The sequence below is a fragment of the Gemmiger formicilis genome, assembly GCF_018784445.1.
In the GTDB taxonomy this organism is placed as follows: domain Bacteria; phylum Bacillota; class Clostridia; order Oscillospirales; family Ruminococcaceae; genus Gemmiger.
In genome coordinates this window covers 13630-29421 of sequence record NZ_WQOH01000052.1, presented here as the reverse complement: position 1 = coordinate 29421, position 15792 = coordinate 13630, and the positions used below count along the sequence as shown (strand labels likewise).

At 52.0% G+C, this 15792-nt stretch carries 15 protein-coding genes; all 15 read left to right on the top strand.

The annotated features are described in order from the left end of the window. Positions 1–4: 4 nt before the first annotated feature. The 15 genes from GPK89_RS12665 (at position 5) to GPK89_RS12595 (ending at position 15782) form a co-directional block, all read left to right on the top strand. A complete protein-coding gene (locus GPK89_RS12665) occupies positions 5–1558 on the top strand; it encodes a response regulator transcription factor (protein WP_215693610.1) in 1554 nt (517 codons plus the stop codon). 208 nt (positions 1559–1766) lie between these two features. Next, on the top strand, positions 1767–3110 hold the full coding sequence (locus tag GPK89_RS12660; protein WP_078785187.1) for a hypothetical protein: 1344 nt from the start codon (positions 1767–1769) through the stop codon (positions 3108–3110). 324 nt (positions 3111–3434) lie between these two features. After that, the gene (locus GPK89_RS12655) at positions 3435–3890 is read left to right on the top strand and encodes a M23 family metallopeptidase (protein ID WP_159447035.1); all 456 of its coding nucleotides are present in this window, start codon (positions 3435–3437) and stop codon (positions 3888–3890) included. Between the two features lie 504 nt (positions 3891–4394). Further along, on the top strand, positions 4395–5522 hold the full coding sequence (locus tag GPK89_RS12650; protein ID WP_195488165.1) for a DUF6017 domain-containing protein: 1128 nt from the start codon (positions 4395–4397) through the stop codon (positions 5520–5522). 15 nt (positions 5523–5537) lie between these two features. Next, a complete protein-coding gene (locus GPK89_RS12645) occupies positions 5538–5750 on the top strand; it encodes a DUF5348 domain-containing protein (protein ID WP_003819042.1) in 213 nt (70 codons plus the stop codon). Positions 5751–5792: 42 nt separating this feature from the next. Continuing rightward, the gene (locus GPK89_RS12640) at positions 5793–6269 is read left to right on the top strand and encodes a PcfB family protein (protein ID WP_215693608.1); all 477 of its coding nucleotides are present in this window, start codon (positions 5793–5795) and stop codon (positions 6267–6269) included. Beyond that, the gene (locus tag GPK89_RS12635; protein ID WP_215693606.1) at positions 6266–8071 is read left to right on the top strand and encodes a VirD4-like conjugal transfer protein, CD1115 family; all 1806 of its coding nucleotides are present in this window, start codon (positions 6266–6268) and stop codon (positions 8069–8071) included. Before GPK89_RS12640 ends, GPK89_RS12635 begins: the two co-directional genes overlap by 4 nt. A gap of 28 nt (positions 8072–8099) precedes the next feature. After that, entirely contained in the window at positions 8100–8327 is a 228-nt protein-coding gene (locus GPK89_RS12630) for a hypothetical protein (RefSeq protein WP_022381109.1), read from the top strand. 95 nt (positions 8328–8422) lie between these two features. Then, a complete protein-coding gene (locus GPK89_RS12625) occupies positions 8423–8638 on the top strand; it encodes a Maff2 family mobile element protein (protein ID WP_002566673.1) in 216 nt (71 codons plus the stop codon). A gap of 71 nt (positions 8639–8709) precedes the next feature. Beyond that, entirely contained in the window at positions 8710–9573 is an 864-nt protein-coding gene (locus GPK89_RS12620; RefSeq protein ID WP_005946756.1) for a VirB6/TrbL-like conjugal transfer protein, CD1112 family, read from the top strand. 51 nt (positions 9574–9624) lie between these two features. Beyond that, positions 9625–10158 carry an MT-A70 family methyltransferase gene (locus tag GPK89_RS12615; RefSeq protein WP_430750607.1) on the top strand — a complete coding sequence of 178 codons (534 nt, stop codon included), beginning with the start codon at positions 9625–9627 and terminating at the stop codon, positions 10156–10158. A 6-nt stretch (positions 10159–10164) separates the two neighbouring features. Then, positions 10165–10614, top strand: coding sequence for a PrgI family protein (locus tag GPK89_RS12610; RefSeq protein WP_097777316.1), 450 nt, complete (start codon positions 10165–10167; stop codon positions 10612–10614). Beyond that, positions 10517–12922 carry a VirB4-like conjugal transfer ATPase, CD1110 family gene (locus GPK89_RS12605; protein WP_215693604.1) on the top strand — a complete coding sequence of 802 codons (2406 nt, stop codon included), beginning with the start codon at positions 10517–10519 and terminating at the stop codon, positions 12920–12922. Before GPK89_RS12610 ends, GPK89_RS12605 begins: the two co-directional genes overlap by 98 nt. Continuing rightward, positions 12919–13839 (top strand): DNA cytosine methyltransferase, encoded by a 921-nt coding sequence (locus GPK89_RS12600; protein WP_215693602.1) that lies wholly within the window; start codon positions 12919–12921, stop codon positions 13837–13839. The genes GPK89_RS12605 and GPK89_RS12600 overlap by 4 nt, the downstream gene beginning before the upstream one ends. Continuing rightward, positions 13827–15782, top strand: coding sequence for a C40 family peptidase (locus GPK89_RS12595; RefSeq protein WP_215693600.1), 1956 nt, complete (start codon positions 13827–13829; stop codon positions 15780–15782). Before GPK89_RS12600 ends, GPK89_RS12595 begins: the two co-directional genes overlap by 13 nt. Positions 15783–15792: the final 10 nt, after the last annotated feature.

The following is a 15792-nucleotide window of genomic DNA, read 5'->3' as shown; positions in this document are numbered from 1 at the left end:
CACAATGTATAATTTATTGCTTGTAGACGACGAGCCACTGATTAAGGTTGCTTTCCAGTCCGCCGTGGAGTGGGGCAAGAACGGATTCCTGCTGGCGGCAACAGCCAGTAATGGGCAGGAAGCGCTGCACATTGTAGAGACACAGCACATTGATGCGGTTATCACGGACTTGAAAATGCCCGGCATGGATGGGCTTGCGCTCATTCATGAATTGAAAAAGCGCAGCTTTATCGGACCGATTCTGGTATTGAGCAACTATTCCGATTTCGATTCCGTGCGCACAGCCCTAACGGACGGCGCTTATGACTACTTCCTGAAAATCAATATGAACGGGGAAAGCATCGGTGAGCATCTGGAAAAGATGGCCGATTTGCTTCGTGTCCAGCAGCAGCGCCAGACGGAGGAGGACCACCGATCCTTTGCCATTGAAGCGCAGAAAAAGGAGAATGCCCTGATTCACTGCGCCCAATGGGTAACGTCCACTGCTGAACCCTCCCCTGCTTCTAATCCGTTTTCCATGCTGCCGGAACCGCTGTCCTTTCCTATCCGGCTGTTTACCGTCACTTTAATTCCCGCAAAAACTCATCCTATGCCCGCGCTGGATGCTGTGACTGACTTAATTACCGAGGTTTTCGATGAAATCAGCGGCAAAGTATTTCTGCACACCCATGAGGATGAAATCTGTGGGCTGATCAGCAATGAAAGCCTTGTAGCCTCCGGGCGTACTCTGGATAAGAAACTTGCCCGCTTGCAACGGCAGGTCACAACATATTTTCTGGATGCCCCGGTCATCATCTACCACGACAAGCCCATTTCACTGGCTGAACTCCGCCAGGGCTACCAGCTGTGTGAGGATTCTAAGGCGCTCGCCTTTTATGTGGGGTGCAGTGCTCCCATAAAGGCAACGGCACACACAGTTACCGCCCAACCCTTCCATGTCTCTCAGGCAGAACTGTCCAAGGCCACCGCAGCAGCAGTGCAAAATGCCGATGAATTACAGATGCAGATTGCTGTTCATACTTTCTTCCAGAATTGTGCGGCACTCTGTATGCCGCCGCAGCGCGTCCGTGAAGCCTGCCATCTGTTGCTGGAGCGTCCCGGCGAGAATATGATTCCGCAGGAGACACTGGAGCAAACCTTTAAAGAAATAGAAAAAGCCCCCACCGCGGAGGCTCTTGAACAACTGCTCTGCTTGATTTTGCAGGAGCGCATGGGACTTAGCAAAATTGCCTTGAGCAAATTCAAAAAAGAGGTGCAGGCCGTCATCATCTATGTAAACGCGCATTATATGGACAAGCTGACGCTGGACAGCATCGCCGACTATGTAGGGCTGAACCGGGAATATCTGAGCCGCCTGTTCTCCAAAGAGACCGGCATCGGCCTGTTCCAGTACATCAACGAGGTGCGCATGAAACGCGCCGGTGAGATGATCCGCAGTAATAAGCAGGTCTATGTCAAGGAAGTAGCTGCCGCCGTAGGTTTTGATGACCCCTACTTCTTCTCGCGGAAGTTCAAAGAATTTTATGGGAAGACACCAAGCGAATATACGGAGGGGTAAAGGTTAAGATGGAACTCATGGAACGATATTAGGGGAACCCTTTTGTGCCGCTTTCAAAAGTAGCTTCTTGCTTTTTCTTTATAACTTCCTACCTTTTTTGTAGCGTAATATATAGATACTAATTCGGATATGGTATGATTAAGGAATAAGCGTTTTAGACATACTATCCATTCTTCTTTTACACAATATAATTTGATGAGGTAAAAATATGCTTTTTGATGAAAAAGACTTGAGCGTCTTTGATAACCCAGATTCTCGCTCTTATTTCAAAGAAATTCTGCAATCATATTATAGTCAAAATTACCGCGCAACAATTGTTTTGTTATACTCTTTTGTTATCTACGATCTGTTTATGAAATTGCAAACCATGGCAAATGAAGGTGATAGCAAAGCTAATAAAAAGCTTACAGACATTAATGCGATGATAGCGGATGACGAAAAGTACTCAAAGGTTGAAAACGAAATCATTCAATTTTTCAAGGATAATTGTCCTTTATATTTTAATAGGTTTATTGAGGATATAGATTATTTGAAAATTTGTAGAAACAAATGTGCTCATCTTAAAGTTGATGATAATACTTTGTATATTCCCAGTGACTATCATGCCAGAATGTTAATATGTTCAATGTATGATCATATTTTATCTGTTAAAGCCCCGTTTATTATGGATCTGTTTTCTATTGCTCAAGCAGATGTAGAGAACTACACAAATTCTATATCGTATATTTCTGATAGCCAGTTTGATGAGTCTATAAAAGCCAACATAGAGAATAAATACCTAAAACGTATGACGTATGATTCACTAAAGAAATCGTACAAAACATTTATACGGCTCCTATTTGTATCCGAAGATGAAAAGTGTATTGAAAACATCTACGGTTTATATGCGTTTGCCTATGTAATGACTGGTTACATACTAAGACACGGTTTTCAGGCTGTATTTAAAGAAGATTCGATACTAGACACTTTTTTGCGAATCCCGGTTAGTTCACTTGAAAACTCTTCCCCACGGAAAAATGCATTAATTAAAATTATTATGGATTATCCTATTATAATGGATATTGTAAGAGAAAATCAAAACATCTTTGCATACATAGTAGATCAATTTTTTAGTGTGCCACATCATTTAAAATATTATCATACATTTTATCCAAGAAGCGAAAAATCGGTTTATACATTCTTTAAGGAAGCCCCTGCCATACAACAATCTATAGATTCTGAAATTTTATATAATGCCGTTAAGGACTCTCCTGATTTTGATCTTGGCGAATTCTCTCTTTTGATGGTCAAAAAGATTCCAAATTTTTCTGGTTTTGATTCCGCTGATGGATTTATGAATTTCTTCACCGCACATCTGCAGGGCTTAACTATTTCAGAAATCAATTCTATAATGGCAGTATATTATAGAAACAATCAATGTACCCTTCGCGGAAGACATTCGTCTGATAATCGATTTGTCAAAAAGTATATAGAGACTCATGATCACACAGATGATGCTGAAGAGTCTCTGAATCAAGAAAATGTAAATCCAACGCCTACCTTAGATAAATAAGAAGCCTTCAATCATTTTTATTAGTTTGTCAGATAAGCTCATTTTTGCTATTGCAACCGCATGGTTAGTTGAGTTGTCGATTTTTGCTCTATCTGTGGTCAAACATGCAATTGGTGCGTTCTAATGATAGTTTAATCCTTACTTTGTTTCCCTTGTAAGCAAAGACTCTTAAATCAAAGTTTTCTGTCATGAAACCTGTACCTGACTCCGGCATCCAATTCGAGCGGTGCTGCTCTGACGTGGGAAAATGCATCCAATGCAGACAATCAGATTTGGCAGCTTTGCGCGTCCCAGTCCAGCGGTGGCGGCAGTACGGGCGATTATGTGTGGCCGACGAAGTCTACGCGTATCACACAGTCCTATTCCTCTGGACATACCGGTATTGATATCGGTGCAGTGACTGCTGGTGTTGAAGGTGATCCCATTTATGCATTCTGCTCTGGCAAGGTTAAGCGCGTATTTAACTGGAATGCCTCTCAGGGTACCTCCGGTAACGCATCCATGGGTAACTGCGTTTTTATCCAGAGCGCAAACCCGAAACCTAGCAATGGCGGCTCGTATTTGCGAACCATCTATATGCACATGCAGTCTGCACCGCTCGTAAGCGTAGGACAGTATGTCACCAAGGGGCAGATCATTGGCTATATGGGGAATACGGGCAATTCCTCGGCTGCTCATCTGCACTTTGCTATGCAGGCTAACAGTACCGATATGAACCCTGAAACGGGCACTGATCGGTATGTTGATCGTGATTGGATCAACCCGATGGCGTACTTCTAATAGAGAAAAGTACGCCCTAGCATAAGACAAGAGGCATTCTCCTACAAGGGGGATGCCTCTTGTCTTATGCTAGATGGCAGTTAAAAGATAAAGCGGTCTTACAAGATTGATGATGGGAAATTCATTGGGAAGTGATTGACTCTAGTTGATAAACGACATTCCCATCAGAATTATCAGTGTAAGTGAAGTGATAAACTAAGGCGCTTTTTTGTTTTGAGGAATCCTCAAATTGATTATCAGATGTTTCTGTAACAACTCTGATTATCTCCAAAAAGCCCGGAAATACGGGCATTTCACGGGATATAAGAACTGAATTTACTACCGATTTACTACTTTCGGATTGAGCTTTGACACGCTTCTACTTTCCCGTGAAGCCCACCGCCCAAATAGTGACACATCGAAAATCAAATACGACACCGCAGACGGCGGCGTTCTCTTTTCCCCTTTGGGGAGATCAGGACGCCGCTTTTTTTGCGCCCAAAACCAGAAAGGAGGCGACCGCCTATGTACTTTACTTCCGGCAGCGACCGGGCCTTTGAACAGCTCATGCAGACGAGGCCGGGCGCAGATCATTTTGACAACGGCGAGGCCGGATCGCCGGAGGACTGCGGCACCTGCCGTTTCTACCGCCCGCACTGGAAGTACCAGTTTTGTGTGTATGAGGAATGTCCCTACCAGCCGGGCAAGCTCACCGCCCTTGACGGTGCGGTGAAATTTCAAGTGAAAGGAGTGGACGACGAGATGGCAGTTTTTCGAGTGGAGAAAAACCGTGGCTACACGGTGATGTCCAACCACCACCTGCGGAACAAGGACTTGTCCCTGAAAGCCAAGGGCCTGCTGTCGCAAATGCTGTCCTTGCCGGAGGATTGGGACTTTACGCTGAAAGGCTTGTCCCTTATCAACCGGGAGCAGATCGACGCGATCCGGGCGGCTGTCCGGGAGCTGGAAAAGGCGGGCTATATCGTGCGTTCCCGTGAGCGTGACAGCCAAGGCCGCCTGCGCGGGGCGGATTACATCATTTACGAACAGCCCCAGCCTGTGCCGGATTCACCTACATTGGAAAATCCAACATTGGATAATCCAACGCAGGAAACCCCTACGCAGGAAAAACCAACGCAATTAAATAAAGATAGATCAAGTAAAGAGAAATCAATGACAGATGGATCAAATACCGATTCCATTCCTATCCTTTCCCCTCCCTCTCCTTTGGGGGAAGAAGCGGCTGCGCCGCCGGAACGGAAAGGAACGGGAGCGAAATCACAGAGCGCCGTAGAGATTTATCGGGAGATCATCAAGGACAACATCGAGTATGAACACCTTTGCCAGTACGCCAAGGGGATTGACCGGGATATGCTGGACGAGATTGTGGACTTGCTGGTGGAAACCGTATGCAGCGCCCGAAAGACTATCCGCATTGCCGGGGACGATTACCCCGCCGAGCTGGTGAAATCCAAGCTGATGAAACTGGACAGTTCTCACATTGAGTTTGTCTTTGACTGTATCAGCAAAAACACCACGGAAATACGGAACATCAAAAAATACCTGCTGGCGGTTCTGTTCAACGCCCCAAGCACCATCAACGGCTATTACACGGCGCTGGTGGCCCACGACATGAACACAGGCAAAATCTGAAAGGAGGACGACCCTATGAAACAGGGTGCTTTGATTTTTGACGAGCAGACAGACCGCTACGACATCCGCTTTGACCTTGCAGACTATTACGGCGGCCTGCACTGCGGAGAAACTTTTGATGTGATGGTGGGCGGCAGATGGAGGCCGACCCGCATTGAAATGGCCGAGAACTGGTATCTGGTGGGAATCCATGCCGACGACCTCTCTGGCCTGCGGGTGCGGATTTAAGCCATCCGCCTGCCTGCTGACTTTCCAAAGGAGGGATAGCAGTTGCAGGAAGAAGTAGACCAGAAAACCATAGCGTTAGCGGTTAAGACGGGCAAGCTCACCGCCCAAGTGCTGCAAGCGGCCATCCGAAAATATCTGGCCGCCCGGCAGAAAGGGACGGGCAAGGCCCATCACGGCCAGCAGAGCTTACGGCAGCTCAAAAAGGACGGTTCCGCCCTGTCCAACATTGAGATCACCGACGCCAACATCGGCCTGTTTAAGCCCTGCGCCAAGAAATACGACATTGATTTTACTCTGCGGAAAGACCGCACTACCCATCCGCCCCGGTATATCGTGATTTTCAAATCCAAGCAGGTGGACAATCTGGAACAGGCGTTTAAGGAGTTTACAGCCAAGAAGCTCAAACAGCAGGAACGCCCCTCCATCCGAAAGGCCCTTGCCGTCCTGAAAGAAAAGGCAGCTGCCAGAAGCAGCCAGCAGGCCAAGGAGAAAATCAAGGAAAGGGGGCTGTCACGATGAAGCCGGAAATGAAAAAGCTGATAATCGCAAACCTGCCCTACCTGCTGTTTGTTTACCTGTTCGGCAAGCTGGGACAGACCTACCGGCTGGCGGCTGGGGCGGACTTGTCGGAAAAGCTATTGCACCTTGCGGACGGCTTTTCCCTTGCCTTTGAAAGCGCCGCCCCCAGCTTCCACCTGTTCGATCTGGCGGTGGGCGTGGCCGGTGCGGTGGCACTGCGGCTGATGGTGTACTGCAAGAGCAAGAACGCCAAGAAATACCGCCGGGGCGTCGAGTACGGCAGCGCCCGTTGGGGAGGCCCCAAAGATATAGCCCCGTACATCGACCCGGTGTTTGACAACAACATTCTCCTGACCCAGACGGAACGCCTCACCATGAACAACCGGCCCAAAGACCCCAAGACCGCCCGGAACAAAAATGTGCTGGTGATCGGCGGTTCCGGCAGCGGCAAGACCCGGTTCTTTGTGAAGCCTAACCTTATGCAGTGCGTGTCCAAGGACTACCCGACCTCATTCGTGATTACTGACCCGAAAGGAAGTCTGATCGGCGAAGTGGGCCAGCTCCTTGTGCGGTGCGGCTACCGGGTAAAAGTGCTGAATACCATTAACTTTTCCAAGAGTATGCGCTATAACCCGTTTCGCTACATCCATTCGGAAAAGGACATTTTGAAGCTGGTAAACACGCTGATCTGCAACACCAAGGGCGAGGGCGAAAAGAGCGCCGAAGATTTTTGGATCAAATCGGAACGCCTGCTGTATTCGGCCCTCATTGGCTATATCTGGTACGAAGCGCCGGACGATGAAATGAATTTCACTACGCTGCTTGAAATGATAAATGCCAGTGAAGCCCGCGAGGACGACCCAGAATTTCAATCCCCGGTAGACCAGATGTTTGAACGGCTGGAAGAAAAAGACCCGGAACATTTTGCGGTGCGCCAGTACCGTAAATTCCTGCTGTCGGCAGGCAAGACCCGCAGCTCCATCTTGATAAGCTGCGGAGCCAGATTAGCGCCTTTTGACATCAAGGAGGTGCGGGAGCTGATGGAGGACGACGAACTGGAACTTGATACCATCGGGGATAAAAAAACGGCCCTGTTCCTGATTATGTCGGACACGGACACGACCTTTAATTTCATTCTGGCAATGGTGCAAAGCCAGCTTATCAACCTTTTGTGCGACCGGGCCGACGACAAATACGGCGGGCGGCTGCCCGTCCATGTGCGGCTGATTCTGGACGAGTTCGCCAACATCGGCCAGATTCCAAACTTTGACAAGCTGATTGCCACCATACGAAGCCGGGAAATCTCGGCTTCTATTATTTTGCAGAGCCAGTCGCAGCTAAAGGCCATTTACAAGGACGCGGCGGAAATCATTTCCGACAACTGCGACTGTACGCTGTTCCTTAGTGGCCGGGGCAAAAACGCCAAGGAGATTGCGGAGGTGCTGGGCAAGGAAACCATTGACAGCTACAACCAGAGCGAGAACCGGGGCGCGCAGACCTCCCACGGACTGAATTACCAAAAACTCGGAAAGGAGCTGATGAGCCAAGACGAAATTGCAACGATGGACGGAGGCAAGTGTATTTTGCAGGTGCGCGGCGTGAGGCCGTTTTTCAGTGAGAAATACGACATCACCCGCCACCCCCGCTATCAATACCTCTCGGACGCCGACAAAAAGAACACCTTTGATGTGGACAGCTACCTGTCGTCCCTGCGCCGGAAAAAGCGGCGCGTGATAACGGAGGACGAACCCTTTGACCTCTACGACATTGAGCTGTCGGATGAAGATTTTGCCGTAGAATAAAGCGGCCATAGAGAAAGGAGCGTGACCGATGGGACACTCGGACGAATGGACATTTGCGGATTATTTCAGGTATGAGAAAGAAATCTACCGGGCGATCATTTCCGCTGCGGTTCTGTGCCAGTGGATTGCGGAACATGATACCCCGCCCACGGACGGGGAAGCCGAAGAACTTGTAAGGGAAATAGACCGCAGACTGTGTGAAGCATGGGGCGAGATTTTTTCGCTGGCTGTGCTGAAATGGCGGGACGGCCAGTAACTCCGGGCCGTCTGCGGATTGTGAGGCTGCCGCTATGTATGGCGGCTTTTTTGTACCCAAACACCATCACGATCTGAATTTATGGAGGTAAATTTATGGAATTTTTCAATAGTGCAGTTGATACTTTGCAGACCATTGTTGTGGGCCTCGGCGGCGCGCTTTGCGTATGGGGCGGCGTCAATCTTTTGGAGGGATACGGGGCGGACAACCCGGCGAGCAAGAGCCAGGGAATCAAGCAGCTTGTCGCCGGAGGTGGTGTTGCCCTGATCGGCATGACACTTGTTCCTCTGCTGTCCGGGCTGCTGGGATAACCCCATGTGTGTTAGAAAACCCTCCGCGCCCTCTCTGATCTGGGAGGGCGCGGGAAAGGAGGTGTCCCCACATGATCGGTGATTTAATCGGGGAATGGATCAAAGGAATCCTGATCGACGGTATCATGGGCAACCTGTCCGGCCTGTTTAACACAGTCAATACCAAAGTCGGGGAAATCGCGTCGGATGTGGGCAGTACCCCGCAGGACTGGAACGGCGGCATTTTCTCCATGCTGCAAAACCTGTCCGAAACGGTTATCGTCCCCATTGCGGCGGCCATTCTCGCCCTCGTGATGTGCTATGAGCTGATCGACATGATTGTGGAAAAGAACAATATGCACGACTTCGACAGCTCCATGTTCTTCCGCTGGATTTTCAAAAGCGCCTTTGCCATCCTCATTGTGACGAACACATGGAATATCGTCATGGGCGTATTTGACGCCACCCAACAGGTCGTCAACCAGAGCGCCGGGGTGATTATCGGAGATACCAGCATTGATTTTGACACGCTGCTCCCCGATCTGGAAAGCCGCCTTGAAGCAATGGACATCGGGCCGCTGCTGGGCCTGTGGTTCCAGACCCTTGTTGTGGGGCTGACGATGAACATTCTTTCCATCTGCATTTTCCTTGTGACCTATGGAAGAATGATTGAAATTTACGCCGTGACCGCATTGGGGCCGATCCCCCTTGCCACGCTGGGCAATGCAGAGTGGCGCGGCATGGGCCAGAACTACTTGAAATCCCTGCTTGCGCTGGGCTTCCAAGCCTTTTTAATCATGGTGGTTGTCGGGATTTATGCGGTGCTGATCCAGCAGATCGGAACCGCCGACGACATATCCGGCGCGATCTGGGGCTGTATGGGCTATACCGTTTTGCTTTGCTTCTGTCTGTTCAAGACCGGCAGCATATCGAAAGCCGTATTTACCGCACATTAACAGACAGGAGGAATACCAGCTATCGAGGAAACACAAAAGAAAACCTACAACATCCTTTACGCCGACCCGCCGTGGCGATATGAGTGCAAGCGGACAGGGGCGGCGGAACATCACTATCCCACCATGAGCATTGACGAGCTGTGCGCCCTGCCGGTGGAAACGCTGGCGGAAAAAGACTGCCTCTTATTTTTGTGGGCAACTTTCCCCCAGCTCCCGGAGGCGCTGCGTCTGATTAAGGCGTGGGGCTTCACCTTTAAGACCGTGGCCTTTATCTGGCTGAAATTGAACCGCAAAAGCCCCACATGGTTTTACGGGCTGGGCTACTGGACGAGAGGAAACGCGGAAATCTGCCTGCTTGCCAAGCGGGGCCATCCCAAGCGTTACTCCAAAAGCGTCCATCAGTTTATCATTTCCCCGGTGGAGGAACACAGCAAGAAACCAGACATTACCCGCGAGAAAATCATAGAGCTTGCGGGCGACCTGCCCCGCGCAGAACTGTTTGCCAGACAGAAAATCCCCGGCTGGGATGCGTGGGGCAACGAAGTGGACAGCGATTTTTCCCTGTCCGTACCAGAAACGAGGTGACTTTTTATGGCTTATGTAACTGTCCCCAAGGATTTAACCAAGGTCAAATCCAAGGTAGTATTCGGGCTGACGAAACGCCAGCTCATTTGTTTTGGCGGTGCGCTGCTTGTAGGCATCCCGCTTTTCTTTTTGATCCGGGGCCGCGTCCCGACCAGCGCGGCGGCGCTCATTATGGTGTTCGCCATGCTGCCGGGCTTTCTGCTGGCGCTTTACGAAAAACACGGCCAGCCCCTTGAAGTGGTGGCGCGCCAGATCGTCGAGTGCTGCTTCATCCAGCCCAAGGAACGCCCCTACCAGACCAACAACGCTTATACCGCCCTTGTGCGGCAATCCCAAATGGAAAAGGAGGTCAACGCCATTGTCCAAAAAGCAAAAGAACGAAACGAGCGCAAAAGCGCCGGTCAAGCTCACCCGCGCCGAAAAGAAAGAAATTCAGGCTGTCATCCGAAAGTATAAGGGCGACGGCAAGCCCCATTCGGCGCAGACCAGTATTCCCTATGAGGCCATGTATCAGGACGGCGTATGCCGGGTGACGCCCCGCACCTTTTCCAAGTGCATTGAGTTTACGGACATCAGCTACCAACTGGCGCAGGCGGACACCAAGACCGCCATCTTTGAAAACCTGTGCGACCTCTACAACTATCTGGACGCCTCCATTCATGTGCAGTTTTCCTTTATCAACCGCAAGATTGACCCCAAGCAGTACGCCAAGAGCTTTGAAATCCGGGCGCAGGGGGACGACTTCGACGACATCCGCAGCGAGTATTCCGACATTTTGCAAGACCAGCTTGTGAACGGGAACAACGGCCTGATGAAGCGGAAATTTATGACCTACACCATTGAGGCGGACAGCCTGAAAATGGCCCGCGCCAGACTGCGCCGGATCGAAACCGACCTTTTGGGATATTTCAAGAGCATGGGGGCCTCCGCGTGGGGACTGGACGCCAAGGAACGGCTGGAAGTCATGCACAGCATTTTCCACCCGGACGGGGAACCGTTCTCCTTTGACTGGAAGTGGCTTGCCCCGTCGGGGCTTTCTACCAAGGACTTTATCGCCCCGTCCTCGTTCCGCTTCGGCAATGCCCGGATGTTCGGGCTGGGCGGCAAATACGGGGCGGTGAGCTTCCTGCAAATCCTCTCCCCGGAGCTGTCGGATGAAATGCTGGCCGACTTTCTCAACACGGAAAACGGCATTGTGGTGAACCTCCATGTGCAGGCCATCGACCAGAGCGACGCCATTAAGACGGTCAAGCGCAAGATCACCGACCTTGACGCCATGAAGATTCAGGAACAGAAACGGGCGGTAAGAAGCGGTTACGACATGGATATACTTCCCAGCGACCTTGCCACCTACGGGCAGGACGCCAAGGAGCTGCTAAAGACCTTGCAGAGCCGGAATGAACGAATGTTTCAGCTTACCTTTTTGGTGCTGAACACCGCAGACACCCGGCAAAAGCTGGAAAACGATGTGTTCTGGGCTGCCGGGATCGCCCAGAAATACAACTGTTCCCTTGTACGGCTGGACTACCAGCAGGAACAGGGGCTTATGAGCAGCCTGCCGCTGGGGGCCAGCCACATCCAGATTGAACGCTCCCTGACGACTTCCAGCGTGGCCGTGTTCGTCCCCTTTGTAACGCAGGAGCTTTTTCAGGGCGGCGACGCCATGTATTACGGGATCAACGCCAAGACCGGCAACATGATTATGCTCGACCGCAAACGGGCGAGGTGTCCCAACGGGCTAAAGCTGGGGACACCGGGAAGCGGCAAAAGTATGAGCTGTAAATCAGAAATTTTGAGCGTGTTCCTCTGCACCCCGGACGATGTGTATATCTGTGATCCAGAGGCCGAGTATTACCCCCTTGTGAAGCGGCTGCATGGGCAGGTGGTGAAGCTGTCGCCTACCAGCAAAAACTATGTGAACCCGCTGGACATCAACCTGAATTACTCCGAGGACGAAAACCCGCTGGCCTTGAAATCCGACTTTGTGCTGTCGTTCTGTGAGCTTGTCATGGGCGGCAAGAACGGGCTGGAAGCCATTGAAAAGACGGTGATCGACCGGGCGGTACAGGTGATCTACCGGCCTTATCTGGCAGACCCCAAGCCGGAAAATATGCCCATCCTTGCAGACCTGCACAAAGCCCTGTTAGACCAGCATATCCCGGAGGCTGACCGGGTGGCGCAGGCCCTTGACCTGTATGTGTCCGGTAGCTTAAATGTGTTCAACCACAGAACCAACATCGACATCAAAAACCGCATTGTGGCCTTTGACATCAAGGAGCTGGGCAAGCAACTAAAGAAAATCGGTATGCTCATTGTCCAAGACCAGATTTGGGGGCGCGTCACCCAAAACCGCAGTAAGGGCAAGGCGACATGGTATTTCTGTGATGAGTTCCACCTGCTTTTGCGTGAGGAACAGACGGCGGCCTTTTCCTGCGAGATTTGGAAGCGTTTCCGTAAGTGGGGCGGGATTCCCACAGGTGCGACGCAGAATGTGAAAGACCTGCTTTCCTCCCCGGAAATTGAGAACATTTTGGAAAACAGCGACTTTATCTGCCTGCTCAATCAGGCCAGCGGCGACCGCAAAATCCTTGCGGAACGGCTGAACATTTCGCCCCAGCAATTACGGTATGTGGACAATTCCGAACCCGGCGAGGGGCTTCTCATTTACGAAAATGTGATCCTGCCCTTTAAGAACCCCATCCCGAAAAACACCCAGCTCTACCAGATCATGACGACCCGGTTAGGCGAGGGGGCGACGGTATGAGCGCCCTAACACATTTCAGCCTGTTTTCCGGGATCGGAGGGATCGACCTTGCGGCGGAAGCCGCAGGGTTTACCACCGTATGCCAGTGCGAATGGGCGGATTTCCCGATGGAAGTTTTGAAAAAGCACTGGCCGCAGGTACCAAAATTCCGGGACATTACCACAGTGACAAAGGAGGCATTTTTTGAAAAAACAGGACGAGAAACGACCACACTTATTTCCGGGGGATTCCCCTGCCAGCCCTTTTCCAGCGCCGGGAAACAACGGGGATTTGAGGACGAACGGTATTTATGGCCCGAAATGCTCCGCATTATCCGGGAACTGCACCCCTCTTGGGTGCTTGGAGAAAATGTTGCTGGCTTCATCCATCTGGGGCTCGACAAGACGGTTTTTGACTTGGAGCAGGCAGGCTACGCCGTTAGGGTTTTCGTACTTCCTGCTGTCGCCGTCGGCGCATGGCATGAGCGCAAAAGAACTTTCATCATCGGCCATGCTGCTTCCCACGCCCCTTGCCAGCGACACGGGGGATGTGGGGAAAACTGTCGATGTGCGGATGACCCCGACCGGGAGCTTCCGAAAATACAATCCCAGCGGAACCGTATGGACGGCGCGGCTGTCATGGGCGGTTTACAAACTGCTGGGCAGCCCGCCGGGGGATGTGAAACTGAACCCCGACTGGGTGGAATGGCTGATGGGATTCCCCCGGAGATGGACGGACATTCCATGTGGGCCAAAGAACCGGCGCAAATCCCGTACTTAATCAGTGACCCGCCGGCGAATGTGGCAAAGCGGTTAAAGACTTTGGGAAACGCAGTTGTTCCCCCGCAGGTGTACCCCATCCTGCGCTATATTGCAGAGATTGAAACCGGGCGCTGCCGGAACAGACAGCAAGGAGGTGATCGGATATGGAACCCTTAAAACCCCGCGACAAGGTAACGCAGCACATGACCCGCGACGGCCTGACGCTGGATAACCAGACCACCGGCGAAAGCGTCAATGTGTCCAGCCGGGAGGCCGAGCAGGAATACACCGCCCAGCCGGAGGGCGCGGCGGAAAAAATACTGGAACGGGCGGACGAACTGCACGACCGCCACAAGGCAAGGAAAGCGGCCAAGGACGCCGGAAAAACCGTGGCGCAGGCCACCGGCCCCGTTTCCCGGTTGCAGTTTACCGCCGAGGAACGGGCCTCCCCGGAGCTGGCCCCGTATATCAAAAAGGCAGAAAAACGGGCGGATCAGCTGGAAGCGGCCAAAGAAGCCCTGCCGAAAAAGCGCGTCGTCACCAAGGAAACTGTTTATGACGAGGCCAAGGGCAAGGCTAAAAGCAGGCTGTATTTTGACAAGGTGGAGAAATCCCCTCCCCAGCTCAAACCAAACCCGGCCAGCCGCCCCATACAGGAAGCCGGGCTTTATCTCCACGGAAAAATCCACGAGGTAGAACACGAAAATGTGGGCGTGGAGGGCGGCCACAAGGGGGAGGAACTGGCGGAACGGCAGGTGGGCCGCATGATCCGCAGCGGCGTCCACCGCCACAAGCTCAAACCCTACCGGGCCGCAGCCAAGGCCGAGCGAAAGTCCATCGCTGCCAACGCCGAGTTTGCGTATCAAAAATCCCTGCGGGACAACCCGGAGCTGGCGCAGGCGGTCAAGAACCCCGTTTCCCGCTTCTGGCAGAAACAGCACATCAAGCGGGAATATGCCAAGGCAGCAAGGGCGGCGGGTCAGACCGCACAGGGGGCCGCAGGCACCGCCAAGACCACGGGTGCCGCAGCCAAGAAAGCCGCAGAAAAAAGCAGACAGGCCGCATCCTTTGCCGCCCGGCACTGGAAAGGGGCGCTGATCGTCGGCGGCGTGGGCCTCATGCTCCTGCTGGTGATGGGCGGCCTGCAATCCTGCACCGCCATGTTTGGCAGCACCGGGACGGGCCTTGCCGCCACCTCCTATCTCTCCGAGAACAGTGATATGCTGGGAGCCGAAGCCGCCTATGCCGCGCTGGAAGCAGACTTGCAGCACGAACTTGACAACTACGAAAGCCTGCACCCTGGCTATGACGAATACCGTTTCGATCTGGACGAGATCAAACATGACCCCTATGTGCTGACCTCCATCCTCTCCGCGCTGCATAACGGCGTGTTCACTTTGGGGGAGGTACAGGGCGACCTTGCCATGCTCTTTGAAAAGCAGTACATCCTGACCCAGACCATCGAAACGGAAACCCGCTACCGCACCGAAACGAGGACGGACAGCGAGGGAAACACCTATACCGTGGAAGTTCCCTACACCTATTACATCTGCAATGTGAAGCTGGAAAACTTTGACCTGTCCCACCTGCCCATCTACATTCTCACCGAGGAACAGATGGGCTTTTATGCTGCCTATATGCAGACTTTGGGCAACCGGCCAGACCTGTTTCCCAACGGCAGCTATCCCCACGCCTCCACCCCGAAAGAGCCGACCTACTATGAAATCCCCCCGGAGGCGCTAAAGGACGAAGCCTTTGCCGCCATGATCGCGGAGGCGGAAAAGTATGTGGGCTATCCCTATGTGTGGGGCGGCAGCTCCCCAAGCACCAGCTTTGATTGTTCCGGCTTCATTAGCTGGGTTATCAATCATTCCGGCTGGAATGTGGGACGCCAGACGGCGCAGGGGCTTTACAACATCTGCACCCCCGTTTCCCCGGAGCAGGCCAAGCCCGGCGACCTTGTATTTTTCGTCGGCACTTACGACACTGTCGGGATGTCCCATGTGGGGCTGTATGTGGGAAATTCGGTCATGCTGCACTGCGGCGACCCCATTTCCTACACGAACCTCAATTCAAGCTACTGGCAGCAGCATTTTTATTGTTACGGGCGTTTGCCTTAAACGCCAGAAA